Source organism: Edwardsiella sp. EA181011 (assembly GCF_000800725.1).
GTDB lineage: Bacteria > Pseudomonadota > Gammaproteobacteria > Enterobacterales > Enterobacteriaceae > Edwardsiella > Edwardsiella anguillarum.
Genome location: NZ_CP011364.1, coordinates 3800805 through 3816716, shown reverse-complemented (window position 1 = coordinate 3816716; position 15912 = coordinate 3800805). Strand labels below are relative to the sequence as shown.

Sequence of the window (15912 nt, the reverse complement as noted above, 5' to 3'; positions counted from 1 at the left end):
GGCGGTTTCGCCAGCGGCCTGCGACAGGGCGTTGAGCGGGGAACGGCGTCCCGCGCAGCGTCAGGCGGCCGACGCCCCGATGGCGTGAGTATGGTCGGGCTGCCGCAGCCGCAGCGCGGCGGCTCTGGTCGAAGATCATGTGCGGCCGGCGACAGAGAGGATGCCGGCGCGCGGGGGACTTGGCGCCGTGGCGTTATTTTGCCGCAACCCCAGACGCTAGCGATCCGCCTCAATAGATGCGCGTGGGAAACAGGCCGTACGCGCGCGAGGCCGATGAGATCCGCCGCTGCGCCAGCGCAGAGGGAGCGGTAGCAGCATATTGATTTGAAAAGGCGTTGTCGTTTTGGTCGCCTGTCGCCGCGCGTGCTATGCTGAAGATATTACCCACCGGGCAACGGATGCCCCGCGCTGATTCTTTCATGTATAGGCACTTATTATTGGCGGGCCTGCTGCTGCTGGCCACGCTCTCTGTAGCCCGGGGCCAGCCCGCGGCGGGCGCTGACACGGCGCGCTATATGGTGACGCTGCGCGACAGTGAGATTTACTCTCCGGTTGGCGATCGCATCATTCCCGTGGGGCGCCTGAAGCGGGGGCTGCTGCTCAATGTACAGCCCGCTGACAACGGCTATTTCATCTTTCGCTTTGGCAACGCCAGCGGATTTATTGCCAGCGATAGTCTGGCGGCGTCGACGCCGCCGCTGCCGGCGGCCCGCGACGTCGCCCTGCTGCATAAAAAGAGCCCGGACTATTTGCTGACCCTGCACCCGGTCATGGTCTATGACCGCCCGGAGAGAACGGCGGCGCCGGTCGCGAGTCTGACGGGAAATCTACGCTATCCTATCTTGGCCAGAGAGACGGACGCGGCGGGCTGGCGCTGGCTGGTGATCAACCTGGGCGGACGGCTGGCCTATGTACGCGCCGATCGGGTTGAGCTGGACAACGGCATTCCGATCCTCACCTATCACCACATATTGAAAAACGAGGAGAACCACCGCTTTCGCCACACCTCGACCACCACCTCGGTCCAGGCGTTTGATGCGCAGATGGCCTATCTGCGCCAGGCGGGCTATCTGACCATTTCGCTGTACCAGCTGGAGGGGTATCTGCGCGGCAATGAAAATCTGCCGGCGCGCGCGGTGGCGCTGACCTTCGACGACGGGCTCAAGTCGGTCTACCGCTATGCCTATCCGATCCTGAAGAAAAACGGCCAGCGGGCGACCGCATTTATTATTTCGTCGCGGATTAAGCGCCACCCGCAGCCCTGGAATCCCAACGGCCTGCAGTTTATGAGTCTGGCGGAGCTGCACACGATTCAGTCGGTATTCGATGTTCAGTCCCATACCCATTTTCTGCACCGTCTCTCCGCGGATAAACGGCCGATCCTGTTTCGCCGTAGTCAGCATAATATCCTGTTTGATTTTGAGCGCTCGCGCCGGGCGCTGACGCAGTTTACTCCGCGGGTGCTGTATCTTTCCTACCCCTTTGGCGGCTTTAACCGCCAGGCGATTGAGGCCGCGCACCGGGCCGGTTACCACATGGCGGTGACCACGGTACGCGGCAAGGTGCGGCGCGGCGATAATCCCTACACCCTGAAGCGGCTGTATGTCCTGCGCACTGACTCGGTGCAGACCATGGCGCGCCTGATCGCCAATCAGCCACAGGATGTGCCGCCGGTCGATACGCCGGTGCCGATTCGCCTACCGCCGCTCATGCAGGCGCTGATCCCGCTGGATTGAGTCCGCGGCATCGGGGCCGATGATGGCCAGACACACGGGGAGCGCCGCCGCGCCGGGCTGGGCAATAAACGCTGTCTGGTGATAGATCTGTGGCTGCAGCGTCGGCCAGTATTGCCATACGGATGTAAAGGCCTCCCGGGTACAGCTCATGCCGATCTCGCCGACGAGCAGTACGCCGCTGCGCTGGATTTCCGCCAGGGTCAGCCCCGGGGTATAGACGTTGGGCGGCCGAGGCGTATCCACGACCCAAGGCTGAATCGTCCGGGGGCGATCGGCGCCGTAGAGGATCAGCCACTGATGCAGATAGCCGCCGCCCACCAGGCGCAGCGGTGCTGCGCTGTGCTGGTGCCAGAATTGCTGGGCCTGTGCGCTGAACGTCTTGACGCCGCCCCACTGCGCTCGGCAGTCCCGCAGGTTGAGGTGATAGACCAGGAGATATCCCAGGAGAACCAGCGGCGCCAGCGCCAGTAAACCGCGAGTGAGACGGCGCAGGGACGGCGCCGGCAGATCGTGGATGGTCGCGCAGAGCAGGGGGAGTGCCGGGACCACAAAAGGCTGGAGCCACTCGATGACCGGCTCGCCGCGATACAGGCTGAGCCACAGGTAGATCAGCGCCAGTGGGAGTAGAAATAGCAGGAGCAGGCTTCGGAGGGGGCCCGACGGGGGCCAGCGCAATCGTCCGCCGCACAGGTATACCAGAAGGGCAAGCAGTAGACAGGGGTAAAATACGGACAGCAGCGCGACGGTGGCGCGCAGGTTCAGCTCTGGCCGTATCTGCCTGCACACCCAGTATAACGCGGAATATTCATGGGCGATCAGCCACAAGACGTTGGGAATAATCAGCAGCAGATAGAGCGCAATGGCCAGCCAGAAATAGGGCTGACGGTAGAGCCGTCGGCGATCGGCGCAGAGCAGGGTTAGCCAGAACAGTGCGCCCAGCGGTGCCAGCGTAGAGTATTTCGCCATCGTGGCCAAACCGGCAACCAGGGCAAAGAGCGGCCACACCCAGCGGGGCGGGTCGCTATCAAGCGCCCGGGCAAGGATGAAAAATAGCCACGGCCACAGGGCGACCAAGAGATAGTTATCGTTATAGGGCAGGATGTCGACGTTAATGATGCCGGAGAGATTGAGCGCCATCAGGGCCAGCCAGGCCAGATCTTCCCGCCCGCTGAGGCGGCGTGCCAGCATCCACACGCCCAGCATGCCGGAGGCGACAGCGGCAAAGTGGATGGCGTAACCAGTAGCCGTCCGGCGCTAGCGTGGAGAAATAGATCAGTGGCTTCATCATCATCCCGACGAGCCACGGGTTTTTCGGCGATCCCCACTCGCCGCTTTGTGCCCAATTTACCGCTTCGACGGCATCATAGGGGAGCGCGGGACTCAGCCATAGAGCGACGGGGGTCCAGAGCGCGACATAGAGGAATAGCCACAGGATCAGCCACGGTGGAGGGGCGGCGCGTGGCCAGCGGGGTGTTGTCATGACTGGCGCCCCCTGAATATCCGATGTTGCTATTCGCGGCGCCGTAGGGCCGCGGGACGGTGCGCTTGCTGGGAAGCGGCCCGTTAATTATGGGCGAGAGTGGTGGGAAAAGCGAAAAACGAACCGCTGCGGACGCGCGCCGCAGCGGAGCGAGATCAGGCGACCTGTACCGGAACGGATTTGGCCAGACGCTTCATGTGGTTGGCGCCTTCGAAGTAGGCCACCTTGGGGTGGTGCGTGCGGGCCTGCTCATCGGGCATCTGAACATAGCTGCAGATGATCAGCGTGTCGCCGACGCAGGCGCAGCGGGCGGCGGCGCCGTTGACTGAGATAATTTTAGAGCCGGGCTCGGCGGCGATGGCGTAGGTGGAGAAGCGCTGGCCGTTGTCGACGTTATAAATATCGATAGCCTCATATTGCAGGATACCGGCCGCGTCCAGGAAATCCTGATCGATTGCGCAGGAGCCTTCGTAATTCAGGTCGGACTGGGTGACTTTCACGCGGTGCAGCTTACCCTGCAGCATTGTACGTACCATAGTGTAATACCTGTAATCATCGTAATGGAGCCGATGTACGGCCCGGTAAAATAGTATGACGTCAACCACCATGTGACTGCGGAGGTTGACGTCATGGTTGCGCATTTCGCCGCCGCTGTCTAGCCGCCAGGCGCTAGGCGTCGGCGTTAAAGGCAATGCGCACGTTGTCGATGAGTCGGGCCTGTCCAAGCCAGGCCGCCATCAGCACGATCGCCGTACGGGTATCGACGTTGACGTCGCCCAGCGTGTCGGCGTCGCGGATAAACAGCTCATCGGGGCGGAAGCCGGCCTGGCGCAGACGACCGGCGGTCTGCTCCAGCAGGGCCTCCAGATCGCGCTCGCCGTTCTCCAACTGACTGGCCAGCTGCATCATGATGTTGTACAGACGGGGCGCCAGGCGGCGCTCATCGCTATCGAGATAGCCATTGCGCGAGCTGAGCGCCAGCCCATCCTCGCCGCGGACGATGGGGACGCCGACGATCTCAATGCCATAGCCCATGTCCGCGACCAGCTTGCGGATCAGTTGCAGCTGTTGATAATCCTTTTCACCAAAGCAGGCCAGATCCGGCTGCACCAGATTAAACAGCTTGCTGACGATGGTGGCGACGCCACGGAAGTGACCCGGACGGCTGGCCCCCTCAAGAATGGTCGAGAGCGCGGGAACGTCGATGTAGGTCTGCTGCGATACGCCCTGGGGATAGATCTCCTCGGCGGCCGGGGCAAAGACCAGATCGACCCCGTGACGGTTCAGCTTTTCGCAGTCCTCCTGTAGGGTGCGCGGGTAGCGCGCCAGATCGTCCGGGCGATCGAACTGCATCGGGTTGACGAACACCGATACGATCACCACGTCGGCCCGGGCGCGGGCCTCGTTGACCAGGGTCATATGCCCCTCATGCAGGTTGCCCATGGTCGGAACCAGCGCAATACGTTTCCCTTCCTGGCGCCAGCGGCGTACTTCGCGGCGCAGCAGAGGGACAGTCTCAATAATCAGCACAGCTCGTTCTCCAGCAGAAAAGTCGGGCGGCCCGCCTGGGCCGCCGTCCAGAATTCGGATCAGTTAAAGGTATGCTCGTCGGCGGGGAACAGCCCCTGCTCGACGTCACTGATATAGCGGCGCACCGCCGCGCGGATATCGCCTTCGACCGCGAGGAAATTTTTTACAAAGCTCGGCATGCGCCCGCAGCTGATCCCCAGCGCATCGTGCATGACCAGGATCTGGCCGTCGGTATCTCTGCCGGCGCCGATGCCGATCACCGGAATACGCAGCGCCTCTGTGATCTTCTTGGCAACCAGGGCTGGCACACACTCCAGCACCAGCATCTGGGCACCGGCGCCCTCTAGCGCCAGCGCGTCGGAGAGCAGCTGATCCGCTGCATCCTGATCGCGCCCCTGCACCCGGTAGCCGCCGAGGATATTGACGGACTGCGGCATTAGCCCCAGATGTCCGCACACCGGCACCGCGCGCTCTGTCAGCATACGCACGCTGTCGCACAGCCAGGCGCCGCCCTCCATCTTGACCAGATTCGCCCCGGCGCGCATCAGCTCGGCGGCATGGCGACAGGCCAGCTCCGGTGTGGCATAGGACATAAACGGCATATCGGCCATCAGCAGACACGCCGGCGCGCCGGCGCGCACCGCGCGGGTATGGTAGGCGATATCCGCTACGGTTACCGGCAGCGTGGTCTCGTGGCCCTGCAGGGTCATCCCCAGCGAGTCTCCGACCAGCATAACGTCGATCCCCTGCTCGGCAAACAGCCGGGCGAAGCTGGCATCATATGCGGTGATCGTGGCGAACTTGTGCTTCTCCTGCTTACGTTTACGCAGGTGTGATAGCGTGGTTGGCGTCATCACTGTCTCCGATTGTCGACCGGCCGCGGGCCGGACTGGTAAGGTTGGGCGGTGCACTGCGGGCACCACTGTGGCGTATTCTACTGCAAGAAAATCGTTTGCGGTGGAGGAAGATCAAGCAAATGCGTTGCGTGCAGCGCGCGCTGCGGCGAGAAAGGCGGCCCGCGGCGCGGGCCGTCTGGATCAGGCTGGCGGGTCCTGCGCGGGCAGGGCGATCAGGGTGTCCGCATCGTGCAGGCGGGCGATGACATCGCGTAGCGCCTCACCGTCGGGAAAGCGCAGATCGGGGGCGATCTCCGCCAGCGGCACCAGCATAAAGCTGCGGTTTTTCATGTCGTAGTGGGGCACCGTCAGGCGCGGGCTATGGATAACCTGCTCACCAAACAGCATGATATCCACATCCAGCGTACGCGGCCCCCAGCGCTCGGCCTTGCGCTCCCGCCCCTGCAGACGCTCAATGCGCTGCGTGCAGTCCAGCAGGGCCTCGGGCGATAGCGCTGTCTCCAGCGCGACGGCGGCGTTGACGTAGTCAGGCTGATCCTGTGGCCCGAGGGGGCGGGTGCGGTACAGGGAGGATGCGGCCAGCAGACGGCACTGCGGCAGCGCCGCCAGCGCATGAATGGCCTGCCGCACCTGACGGTGCGGTTCGGCTAAGTTGCTGCCCAGCGCGAGGTAGACCGGAGTCATGCACCGCTGCCTTCGCGGCGCGGCGTTCTGCGGCGCGGTCTGCGACGGCGGCGGGCGGCGTTACCGTCGCCATCGTCGTCCAGGGTGTTGACCATAGCCTTTTGCTGGGAGACGCTGGCGGTCTGGAAGGTGCCCCACCAGTCCGCCAGACGCTGCAGCTCGGCGCTGTGTTCGGCCTCGGCGCGCAGCGCCAGCAGATCGTAAGCGGCGCGGAACTTAGGCTGCTCCAGCAGTTTGTGGGCGCGCTTACCCTGGCGGCGCGACAGGCGCAGCTGCAGCGTCCAGATATCGCGGATCAGGGCGGTGATGCGCTTGGGAATCGCCAGAGAGCGGCACTGCTCATCCAGGATATCGTTCATCGCCAGGGCGAACGCATCGTGATAGGTCAGCCCCCCTCTTGGGTAAGCTTTTGCGCCAGCTCGATCAGCGGATACCACAGCATAGCGGCAAACAGAAACGCTGGGTTGACCCGCATATCGTTCTGAATTCGGTGATCGGTGTTCTTCAGCACCTGCGCCAGAATCTTCTCCATCGGGCTATCGCCGTTGGGGGTAAAGTGGCGGCAGATCACCGGGAACAGCGGTTGGAACAGATGGTATTCGCGCAGCTTCTGATAGGTTTCATAGCCATAGCCCGCCTGCAGCAGCTTCAGCGCCTCTTCAAACAGGCGTGCGGCGGGGATATCGCGCAGCAGCGATGCCAGATGGGCGATGGGCGCCGCCGTCTCCGGGCTGATGGACATCTGCAGCTTGGCGGCGAAACGCACCGCCCGCAGCATGCGCACCGGATCCTCCCGGTAGCGAGTCTCGGGATCGCCGATCAGGCGAATTTGCCCGGCGCGCAGATCGTTCAGGCCGCCGGTATAGTCACGGACGCTGAAGTCGGCCACGCTGTAATAGAGGCTGTTAATGGTAAAGTCACGCCGCTGGGCGTCTTCTTCAATATTGCCGTAGACGTTGTCGCGCAGCAGCATGCCATTTTTGCCCTGCTGGGCAATATTCTTGCCTTCATCGGCATGCTCGTGGTGGCCGCGGAAGGTCGCAACCTCAATGATCTCCGGTCCGAACATGACGTGCGCCAGACGAAAACGGCGCCCGACCAGGCGGCAGTTGCGGAACAGCTTACGCACCTGCTCCGGCGTGGCGTTGGTGGTCACGTCGAAATCTTTCGGGCGTTTGCCCAGCAGCAGATCGCGGACGCCGCCGCCGACCAGATAGGCTTCATAGCCTGATTTATTCAGACGGTACAGAACCTTCAGCGCATTTTCGCTGATTTGCTGGCGCGAGATTGTATGCTGATCACGCGGGACTACGCTCAGATGGGCGGACTCCTGCTCCGGTACGCTGTCCGTCTCGCGATTTAGCACTCTACGGCAAAAGTTGGCGACTCGGGTAAAAATGGTACACCTCGATAGTGTCTGGTAAATAGCTCCGTCATCGCTCAGGCGATCGCGCCAACGTGGGCGCGCTGAGGCCGATGGGGCATGGTGTGCAGAAAAATAAGCGGCTAATCATAGCTCACGCAGGGGAATTTGAGAATGGTGCAGACGGAATCGTTGTCGGCTGAGTGACCTGAAGCGGCACTTTTTCCAGTCGCCAGTGGGCTACCGCCTGGGTTAACAGCGCCTCCGTGCTCAGATCGCGCAGCGCCGCGTCGGGCGTCTGCCCCAGAAACGTCAGCGCCTGTAGCAGCAGCGGGCGCGGATCGCCGAGCGGTATCGGCTGGGCATGATTCTGCTTGGAGAGCTTGTTGCCGTCGTCGTTGAGCGCCAGCGGCAGGTGTAGATAGGCCGGCGCCTGCCACCCCAGCTGGCGATACAGCGCTATCTGACGCACCGTCGGCGCGATCAGATCGGCGCCGCGGACGATTTCATTGACCCCCTGGAAGTGATCGTCCGCCACCACCGCCAGATTATAGGCAAACAGGCCATCTCTACGGTGGATGATAAAATCCTCGCGCGCCAGCGCCGCATCGGCGTCGAGCCAGCCGTGCAGGCGATCGTGAAAGCCGTATACCGGTTGGATCTGGCGCAGGCGCAGCGCCGCACCGGACGCCCCTTGCCCCAGATCGCGGCAGTGCCCGTCATACAATCCTCCTAGCGCGTGAATGCGTTGGCGGGTACAGGTGCAGTAGTAGGCCAGCCCCTGGCGGTGCAGCTGATCCAGGATGGCGCGATAGGCCTCATGGCGCTGCGACTGGTATAGCACCGGGCCATCCCAGCGTAGGCCATAGTGATCCAGGGCGCGCAGGATACGGTCGGCGGCGCCGGGGACTTCGCGCGGCGGATCGATATCTTCAATCCGGACCAGCCAGCGGCCGCCGCAGGCGCGCGCGCGCAGATAGCTGCCGAGGGCGGCAATCAGGGAACCAAAGTGCAGATCGCCGGAGGGGGAGGGCGCAAAGCGGCCGACGTACTCCGGGGGAGTGGGCAGGGAATATGACATGATTAACAGCGACGTTTACGCCGGAAACGCTCCGGATCGTGGGGGCGCACGCCGCCCGCCGGTGTCCGCTGGCCGGCAGCGTACCAAGGAAACGGGGCCCGGAGATGCGGGCCCCCCCCGTTAGGGCTTTAGCCTGCCATCTGCTTTTCGCGGATTTCGGCCAGGGTCTTACAATCGATGCACAGATCGGCGGTCGGGCGGGCTTCCAGACGGCGGATACCGATCTCAACGCCGCAGGATTCGCAGAAACCGAAGTCATCATCTTCGATTTTCTGCAGCGTTTTCTCGATTTTTTTGATCAGCTTGCGCTCGCGATCGCGGTTACGCAGCTCCAGGCTGAACTCTTCTTCCTGGGTCGCGCGGTCGGCGGGATCCGGGAAGTTGGCAGCCTCTTCCTGCATATGGGATACGGTACGATCCACTTCATCCCTGAGCTGGTTACGCCATGCCTCAAGAATTCGCTTAAAGTGCGCCAGCTGGGCGTCGTTCATGTACTCCTCGCCCGGCTTTTCTTGATATGGCTCCACCCCAGCAATGGCGAGAATGCTCAAGGACGACGGTTTACGGTTTTGCCCTTCTTGCATGCTGCTTCTCCTAATAACACGCATTAGCGATCCCCAAATGGGGGAAAAAATCAGGCCGCTATAAATAACAGATGCGGTAGAGGTTGGCAATTATTCCTGTCTACGGCTTGACAAGGGTGTGAAGGGCGGCGTATTTAGCCGTGTTTCATCCTTTCCCACCGCATATTGCCGACGATTTACCGCCGCGCGGCGCGCCTAAACCGTCACCGGCAGCGGCTGCGTGAGCCGGATGCCGGCGGGGCCTACCTGCGCGCCGTAGCAGAGAATCTCCACCCCGAGATCGCTCGCCTGGGCCAATAGTTGCGCATAGCAGGGATCGATGTGGCGGGCCGCCCGCACATGCGTAATCCCGCTGTGCAGCACGGCGAAAAACAGCACCGCCCGCACACCGCTTTGCACCTGATGCTGCAGCTCGCGCAGATGCTTTTGCCCCCGCTCGGTGACCGCATCGGGGAAGTATCCGCACGCCGCCTGCAGCAGCGTAACTGACTTCACCTCAATATAGCAGTCGGGGCGATCTTCTGCCTGTAATAACAAGTCGATGCGGCTATTTTCTGCCCCATAGCGCACTTCGCTGCGTATTTTAGTGTAACCGGATACTTCGCCGATCCGCTGCTGTGCAATCGCCTCATGCACCAGCGCGTTGGCGCGCAGGGTATTGACGCAGATCCAGTCTCCGGCCTGGGTATGGGTGAGCTCCCAGCTTGACGGATATTTGCGCTTAGGGTTGTCCGAGGTGGAGTACCACACCGTATCGCCCGGCGTGGCGCAGCCGGTCATCGCGCCGGTATTGGCGCAGTGCAGGGTGATGATCTGGCCGTCGGGACGGCGTACGTCGGCCAGAAAACGTTTATAGCGCTTGATCAGGATGGCGCTCTGTAGGGGAGGGGTGAACTGCATGGTGGGGCTCCTGTGGGTTAGTCATCGCGCCGCAGGGGCCAGCTGGCCAGCGGTTGATAGCGGGTGCGTCCCTGAGCCTGCTGCGAGCTGAACAGGGAAAAATGGGTGACGTCGAACGTCCAACGAAAGGTCGCCGCGGGGATCGCGATCGCCTGATAGGCGTGGCGCAGCAGCGTAACATGGGGATGAAAGGGGTGCGGGCTCTGGTAGCAGCCGCTGCGCGCCGCCTGTGAGCGGAGCAGATCTGCCAGCTGGATCAGCCCGCGCGGCGCCCGTCGCATACCCAGCCAGACCACGCCGGGGCGTGGCCACTGGCCGGCGTCATCTAGCGTCAGGCTAAAGGGCGCCTGATGGATACGCCCGGCTAGCGTCTGCAGACGCTGCTGCTGTGCGCTGCCGACGTCGCCAAGAAAAGCCAGCGTCAGATGCAGGTTGGCGGCGGCGATCGGTCGTCCCGCCTGGGAAGAGAAGTGCTCGGCTCGCCACTGGATCAGCGTTTGCTGCAGCGGCGGCGGTAGCGGAATGGCAAAAAAAAGGCGTTGCTGCATGGTGGTTTCCCGTTAAGCGCATCGCCCGATGCTACAATGCGCGGCAGAAATTGTTAATACGCTGGGGCGAATGGCATCGGCGCCGTTTACCCCGTCGCGAAAGAGAGTGGAGTCTACAGTGTCCTTATTACCCGTGGCCGCGGTGCTGCCCGATCTGCTTGCCGCCCTGCAGTCTGCCTCCCGGGTGCTGCTTAACGCCCCGACCGGGGCGGGAAAATCCACCTGGCTGCCGCTGCAGCTGCTGCAGTCTCCCTGCCTGAATGGGCGTATCGTGATGCTGGAGCCGCGGCGTTTGGCTGCGCGGACGGTGGCCAACCGGCTGGCGCAGCAGTTGGGCGAGCCGCTGGGCGAGACGGTTGGCTACCGGATGCGCGGAGAGCATCGGGTCGGTAAAAATACCCGTCTGGAGGTCGTGACGGAGGGGGTTTTGACCCGCATGCTGCAGCGCGATCCGATGCTGGAAGGGGTGGCGCTGGTGATCCTCGATGAGTTTCATGAGCGTAGCCTGCAGGCGGATCTGGCGCTGGCGCTGCTTTTGGATGTACAGGCCGGGCTGCGCGACGATCTGCGGCTGCTGATTATGTCGGCGACCCTCGACGATGCCCGCCTGGGGACGCTGTTGCCGGATGCGCCGACCATCGTCTCTGCGGGGCGCAGCTATCCGGTGGCGCGTCACTATCATCCCGTTTCCCCCCATGAACGCATTGAGCAGGCGGCGGCCGCCGCGGTGCTGAGCCTGATGAACCGGGAGAGCGGCTCGCTGCTGCTGTTTTTACCCGGGGTGGGCGAGATCCGCCGCTGCGCGGCGCTGCTGGAGGAGTGCGTCGCCGAGGATACCGACATCTGTCCCTTATACGGGGCGCTGTCGCTGGCCGAGCAGCAGCAGGCCATCGCGCCTGCGCCGGCGGGGCGGCGCAAAGTGGTGCTGGCGACCAATATTGCGGAAACCAGCCTCACTATCGATGGCATTCGTCTGGTGGTCGACAGCGCGCTGGAGCGCGTCAGCCAGTTTGACGTGCGCAGCGGGTTGACGCGGCTGGTGACCCAGCGGGCGAGCCAGGCGTCGATGACCCAGCGCGCCGGGCGCGCCGGGCGTCTGAGCGAGGGGATCTGCTGGCATCTGGTATCGGCTGAGCAGGCCGAGCGGGCCAGCGACTATGCCCAGGCCGAAATCCTGCGCAGCGATCTGAGCGCGCTGTGGCTGGATTTGCTCAGTTGGGGCTGTCGGGATGCGCAGCAGCTGACGTGGCTTGACGCGCCGCCGGCCGCGGCGCTGGGCGCGGCACAGCGCCTGTTGCAGCAGCTGGATGCGCTGGATCCGCAGGGGGGACTGAGTGCGCTGGGGCGGGAGATGGCCCGCACGGGCAGCGATCCGCGCCTGGCGGCGATGCTGTGCGCCGCCCGCGACGCCGGCGATGCCGCGTTGGCCTGTGCCGCCCTGCTGGCGGCGATTGTCGAGGAGCCGCCGCGTCAGGGGAGCGCCGATATGCGCCAGGCGCTCTACCATCCTCAGTCACACTGGCGTCAGCGGGCGGCGCAGCTGGTTAAGCGTGTGGGAGGGCGGCGGGCGGAGGCCGATCTGGCGCAGGCGCCGCTGTGGCTGGCGCATGCCTATCCCGACCGGATCGCCGCCGCGCGCGGGCAGGATGGGCGCTATCTTCTGGCCAACGGACTGGGTGCGGCGCTGGAGGCGGACGATGCGTTGGGGCGGATGGCGGGGCTGATCGCCGCCTCGCTGCTGCAGGGGGCCTCCGGCGGCGAGCCGCGGATTCTGCTGGCGCTGCCCTGCGATCTGGCATCGCTGGCGGCCCAGCTGCCGCACCTGGTCAGCGAAGGCACCGGCGTTGAGTGGGATGAGGCCAAAGGAACCCTGCGCGCCTGGCGCCGCGTCCAGTTGGGGCGCCTGGTGCTGCGTGCGCAGCCGCTGGCCCGTCCCGATGAGGCGACGCTGGCGCAGGCGCTGTTGGAATGGGTGCGTACGCAGGGAGTGGCCGCGCTGGGGTGGGACGAGGCGGCGACGCAGCTGCGCCTGCGTTTGATCTGTGCCCAGCGCTGGCTGCCCGAGCATGCCTGGCCGGCGGTGGATGATGAGAGCTTGCTGGCATCGCTGGAGCAGTGGCTGCTGCCCGCGCTGTACGGCGTCCGCGATCTGCGGGGGCTGCGTCAGATCGATCTGGCCGGGGCGCTGCTGCGACTGCTCGACTGGAACACGCGTCAGCGGCTGGATAGTGAGCTGCCGACTCATTACACTGTGCCGACCGGATCGCGTCTAGCGATTCGCTATTTTAGCGATAAGCCGCCGACGCTGGCGGTGCGTCTGCAGGAGATGTTCGGTGAGCGGGAGAGTCCGCGTATCGCGCAGGGGCGCGTCGCGCTGGTGCTGGAGCTGTTGTCTCCGGCGCAGCGGCCGCTGCAGATCACCCGCGATCTGGCGGGATTCTGGCAGGGCGCCTATCGTGAAGTACAGAAAGAGATGAAGGGGCGCTATCCCAAGCACGTCTGGCCGGACGATCCGGCCAACGCGCAGCCGACCCGGCGCACCAAGCGATATTAATTTTCAGAGCGTTCCCCCTGTTATTTGCGGGGGACACAGGCGCATATTAGGCGGCTTAGGCCGTATTACAGCCGGAGAAACAGGATATGTCTGGGGACGATCGCCAGCCAATCGGGCGTAAAGGTAAAAAACGGGCGGCGCAGCCGCCACGCGGAGAGCCTGCGCGCCGTCGCCGTCGTTACGACGAGGATGACTACGACGAGGATGACCAGGCGCGTGGGGAGAGTGATGATGGTGGATATGATGATGACGATGATGAGGGTGATGTGGCGCGCAAACAGGTAAAACGTTCCCGTCGGCGCCGCGTGCTGTGGCTGCTGTTTCGTCTGGCGCTGGTCGCGCTGGTCGTCATTGGCGCCTATGGGGTCTATCTCGATCAGCAGATCCGCAGTCGTATCGACGGTAAGGTCTGGCAGCTGCCGGCCGCCGTGTATGGTCGGATGGTCAGCCTTGAGCCGGGGATGAACTACAGCAAGAAAGAGATGGTCAATCTGCTGGAGGGCATGCAGTACCGCGAGGTGAGTCGTATCACCCGTCCCGGCGAGTTTACCGTCTCGGGCAGCAGTATCGATATGCTGCGCCGCCCCTTTGATTTTCCTGATGGAAAAGAGGGGCAGATCCACGCTCGCCTGGTGTTTGATGCGGATGGCCTGAACGAGATTGTTAATCTGGAGAATAAGCGCCAGTTTGGCTTTTTCCGTCTCGATCCCCGGCTGATCACGATGCTGCAGTCGCCCAACGGCGAGCAGCGTCTGTTTGTGCCGCGCAGCGGCTTCCCGACGCTGCTGGTGGATACCCTGATGGCGACGGAGGATCGCCACTTCTATCAGCACGACGGCATCAGCTTCTACTCCATTGGCCGTGCGCTGCTGGCCAACCTGACGGCCGGGCGTACGGTGCAGGGGGGAAGCACCCTGACTCAGCAGCTGGTGAAAAACCTGTTCCTGAGCAACGAGCGCTCCCTATGGCGCAAGCTTAACGAAGCCTATATGGCGCTGATCCTTGACTACCGCTACAGCAAGGATCGCATTCTGGAGCTGTACCTCAACGAGGTGTACCTGGGACAGAGCGGCAACGATCAGATCCGCGGTTTCCCGCTGGCCAGCCTGTATTACTTTGGCCGTCCGGTAGAAGAGCTGAGCCTGGATCAGCAGGCGCTGCTGGTGGGCATGGTCAAGGGAGCATCGCTGTATAACCCGTGGCGTAATCCCAAGCTGGCGCTGGAGCGGCGCAATGTGGTGCTGCATCTGTTGCTGGAGCAGAAGATCATCGATCAGGATCTGTACAACATGCTCAGCGCCCGCCCGCTCGGGGTACAGCCCAAGGGGGGCGTCATCTCGCCGCAGCCTGCGTTTATGCAGCTGGTGCGCCAGGAGCTGCAGGCTAAGCTGGGCGATAAGGTACAGGACCTCTCTGGGGTGAAAATCTTTACCACCCTCGATCCTGTCTCGCAGGACGCGGCGGAGAAAGCCGTCGAGGCCGGTATTCCGGCGCTGCGCGCGGCGCGCCACTTAGACGATCTGGAGGCGGCCATGGTGGTGGTCGATCGCTTCAGCGGCGAAGTGCGTGCGATGGTGGGCGGTGCGCAGACCCAGTTTGCCGGCTTTAACCGCGCGATGGACGCCCGTCGTCTGATCGGCTCGCTGGCCAAGCCGCCGACCTATCTGACGGCGCTGAGCGAGCCGGCTAGCTATCGCCTAAATACCCCGCTGACGGATCAGCCGGTGTCGATCAAGCTCTCCAACGGCACCTACTGGGAGCCGAAAAACTACGATCGTCAGTACCGTGGACAGGTGATGCTGATGACCGCGCTGGCGCAGTCGCTCAACGTACCGACGGTGAATTTGGGCATGGCGCTGGGGCTGGACAGGATCAGTGCGACCTGGCAACAGCTGGGCGTCCCGAAGAGCGTCATTGATCCAGTTCCCGCCATGCTGCTGGGCGCGATCAACCTGACACCGATGGAGGTGGCCCAGGCCTATCAGACCATCGCCGCCGGTGGTAATCGGGCGACCCTGTCGGCGCTGCGTTCGGTGATCGCCGAGGACGGCACTGTCCTGTATCAGAGCCTGCCCCAGGCGCAGAGCGTGGTGGCCCCGCAGGCGGCCTACCTGACGCTGTATGCCATGCAGCAGGGGGTGGTGAGCGGAACCTCGCGGTCGCTGTCGGGTAAATTTGGCCGCTACCATCTGGCGGCTAAGACCGGTACCACGAACGATCTGCGCGACAGCTGGTTTGCCGGTATCGACGGGAAGGAGGTCGCGATCACCTGGGTTGGGCGCGATAATAACGGCCCCTCCAAGTTGACCGGGGCCAGCGGTGCCCTGACCCTGTACCGCCGTTATCTGGAGAATCAGACGCCGCTGGCGCTGGATCTGGTGCCGCCGCAGGGGATCAGCATGGTAGGGGTCGATGACGCCGGTAATTTCCAGTGCGGCAGCGGGCGTACCCTGCCGGTCTGGACCGACGATCCGCAGTCGCTGTGCAGTGCGCCGCCGCCGGCTGCCGCTGGCCAGGGGCAGAGCAGCGACGGTGTTGCCAGTTGGATCAAGGATATGTTCGGCCGCAACTGAGCCGGATAGCACAAGCGCATAA

The 15912-nt window shown here is 63.5% G+C and carries 12 protein-coding genes and 1 pseudogene; 3 read left to right on the top strand and 10 right to left on the bottom strand.

The window, feature by feature from the left end; genetic code table 11:
• Positions 1-419: 419 nt before the first annotated feature.
• Positions 420-1736 carry a polysaccharide deacetylase family protein gene (locus tag QY76_RS16885; RefSeq protein ID WP_034163179.1) on the top strand — a complete coding sequence of 439 codons (1317 nt, stop codon included), beginning with the start codon at positions 420-422 and terminating at the stop codon, positions 1734-1736.
• On the opposite strand, the gene QY76_RS16880 is transcribed toward QY76_RS16885, so the two are convergent.
• The 10 genes and pseudogenes from QY76_RS16880 to thpR form a co-directional block, all read right to left on the bottom strand.
• Entirely contained in the window at positions 1698-2924 is a 1227-nt protein-coding gene (locus QY76_RS16880; RefSeq protein WP_235439431.1) for a glycosyltransferase family 39 protein, read from the bottom strand. The two genes, QY76_RS16885 and QY76_RS16880, sit on opposite strands and share 39 nt — an antisense overlap.
• 447 nt (positions 2925-3371) lie before the next feature.
• Entirely contained in the window at positions 3372-3752 is a 381-nt protein-coding gene (gene panD, locus QY76_RS16875; protein ID WP_034163180.1) for an aspartate 1-decarboxylase, read from the bottom strand.
• Between the two features lie 133 nt (positions 3753-3885).
• Positions 3886-4746, bottom strand: coding sequence for a pantoate--beta-alanine ligase (gene panC / locus QY76_RS16870; RefSeq protein WP_045425119.1), 861 nt, complete (start codon positions 4744-4746; stop codon positions 3886-3888).
• 59 nt (positions 4747-4805) lie between these two features.
• Positions 4806-5600: a 3-methyl-2-oxobutanoate hydroxymethyltransferase gene (gene panB, locus QY76_RS16865; RefSeq protein WP_034163182.1), complete on the bottom strand. Its 795-nt coding sequence runs from the start codon at positions 5598-5600 to the stop codon at positions 4806-4808.
• Positions 5601-5783: 183 nt separating this feature from the next.
• Positions 5784-6287, bottom strand: a complete 504-nt coding sequence (gene folK, locus QY76_RS16860) for a 2-amino-4-hydroxy-6-hydroxymethyldihydropteridine diphosphokinase (protein WP_034163183.1) — start codon at positions 6285-6287, stop codon at positions 5784-5786.
• Positions 6284-7686, bottom strand: a pseudogene (gene pcnB / locus QY76_RS16855) (polynucleotide adenylyltransferase PcnB). The gene folK and the pseudogene pcnB overlap by 4 nt, the downstream one beginning before the upstream one ends.
• A gap of 118 nt (positions 7687-7804) precedes the next feature.
• Entirely contained in the window at positions 7805-8731 is a 927-nt protein-coding gene (gluQRS, locus tag QY76_RS16850) for a tRNA glutamyl-Q(34) synthetase GluQRS (RefSeq protein ID WP_034163184.1), read from the bottom strand.
• Between the two features lie 128 nt (positions 8732-8859).
• The gene (gene dksA / locus QY76_RS16845) at positions 8860-9315 is read right to left on the bottom strand and encodes an RNA polymerase-binding protein DksA (protein WP_012847562.1); all 456 of its coding nucleotides are present in this window, start codon (positions 9313-9315) and stop codon (positions 8860-8862) included.
• Positions 9316-9510: 195 nt separating this feature from the next.
• A complete protein-coding gene (gene sfsA, locus QY76_RS16840; protein WP_045425118.1) occupies positions 9511-10215 on the bottom strand; it encodes a DNA/RNA nuclease SfsA in 705 nt (234 codons plus the stop codon).
• Positions 10216-10232: 17 nt separating this feature from the next.
• Positions 10233-10763, bottom strand: coding sequence for an RNA 2',3'-cyclic phosphodiesterase (thpR, locus tag QY76_RS16835; RefSeq protein WP_045425117.1), 531 nt, complete (start codon positions 10761-10763; stop codon positions 10233-10235).
• Between the two features lie 70 nt (positions 10764-10833).
• Here thpR and hrpB point away from each other — a divergent pair, with 70 nt between their 5' ends.
• On the top strand, positions 10834-13317 hold the full coding sequence (hrpB, locus tag QY76_RS16830; protein ID WP_235439430.1) for an ATP-dependent helicase HrpB: 2484 nt from the start codon (positions 10834-10836) through the stop codon (positions 13315-13317).
• 86 nt (positions 13318-13403) lie between these two features.
• Positions 13404-15890: a bifunctional glycosyl transferase/transpeptidase gene (gene mrcB, locus QY76_RS16825; RefSeq protein ID WP_045425115.1), complete on the top strand. Its 2487-nt coding sequence runs from the start codon at positions 13404-13406 to the stop codon at positions 15888-15890.
• Positions 15891-15912: the final 22 nt, after the last annotated feature.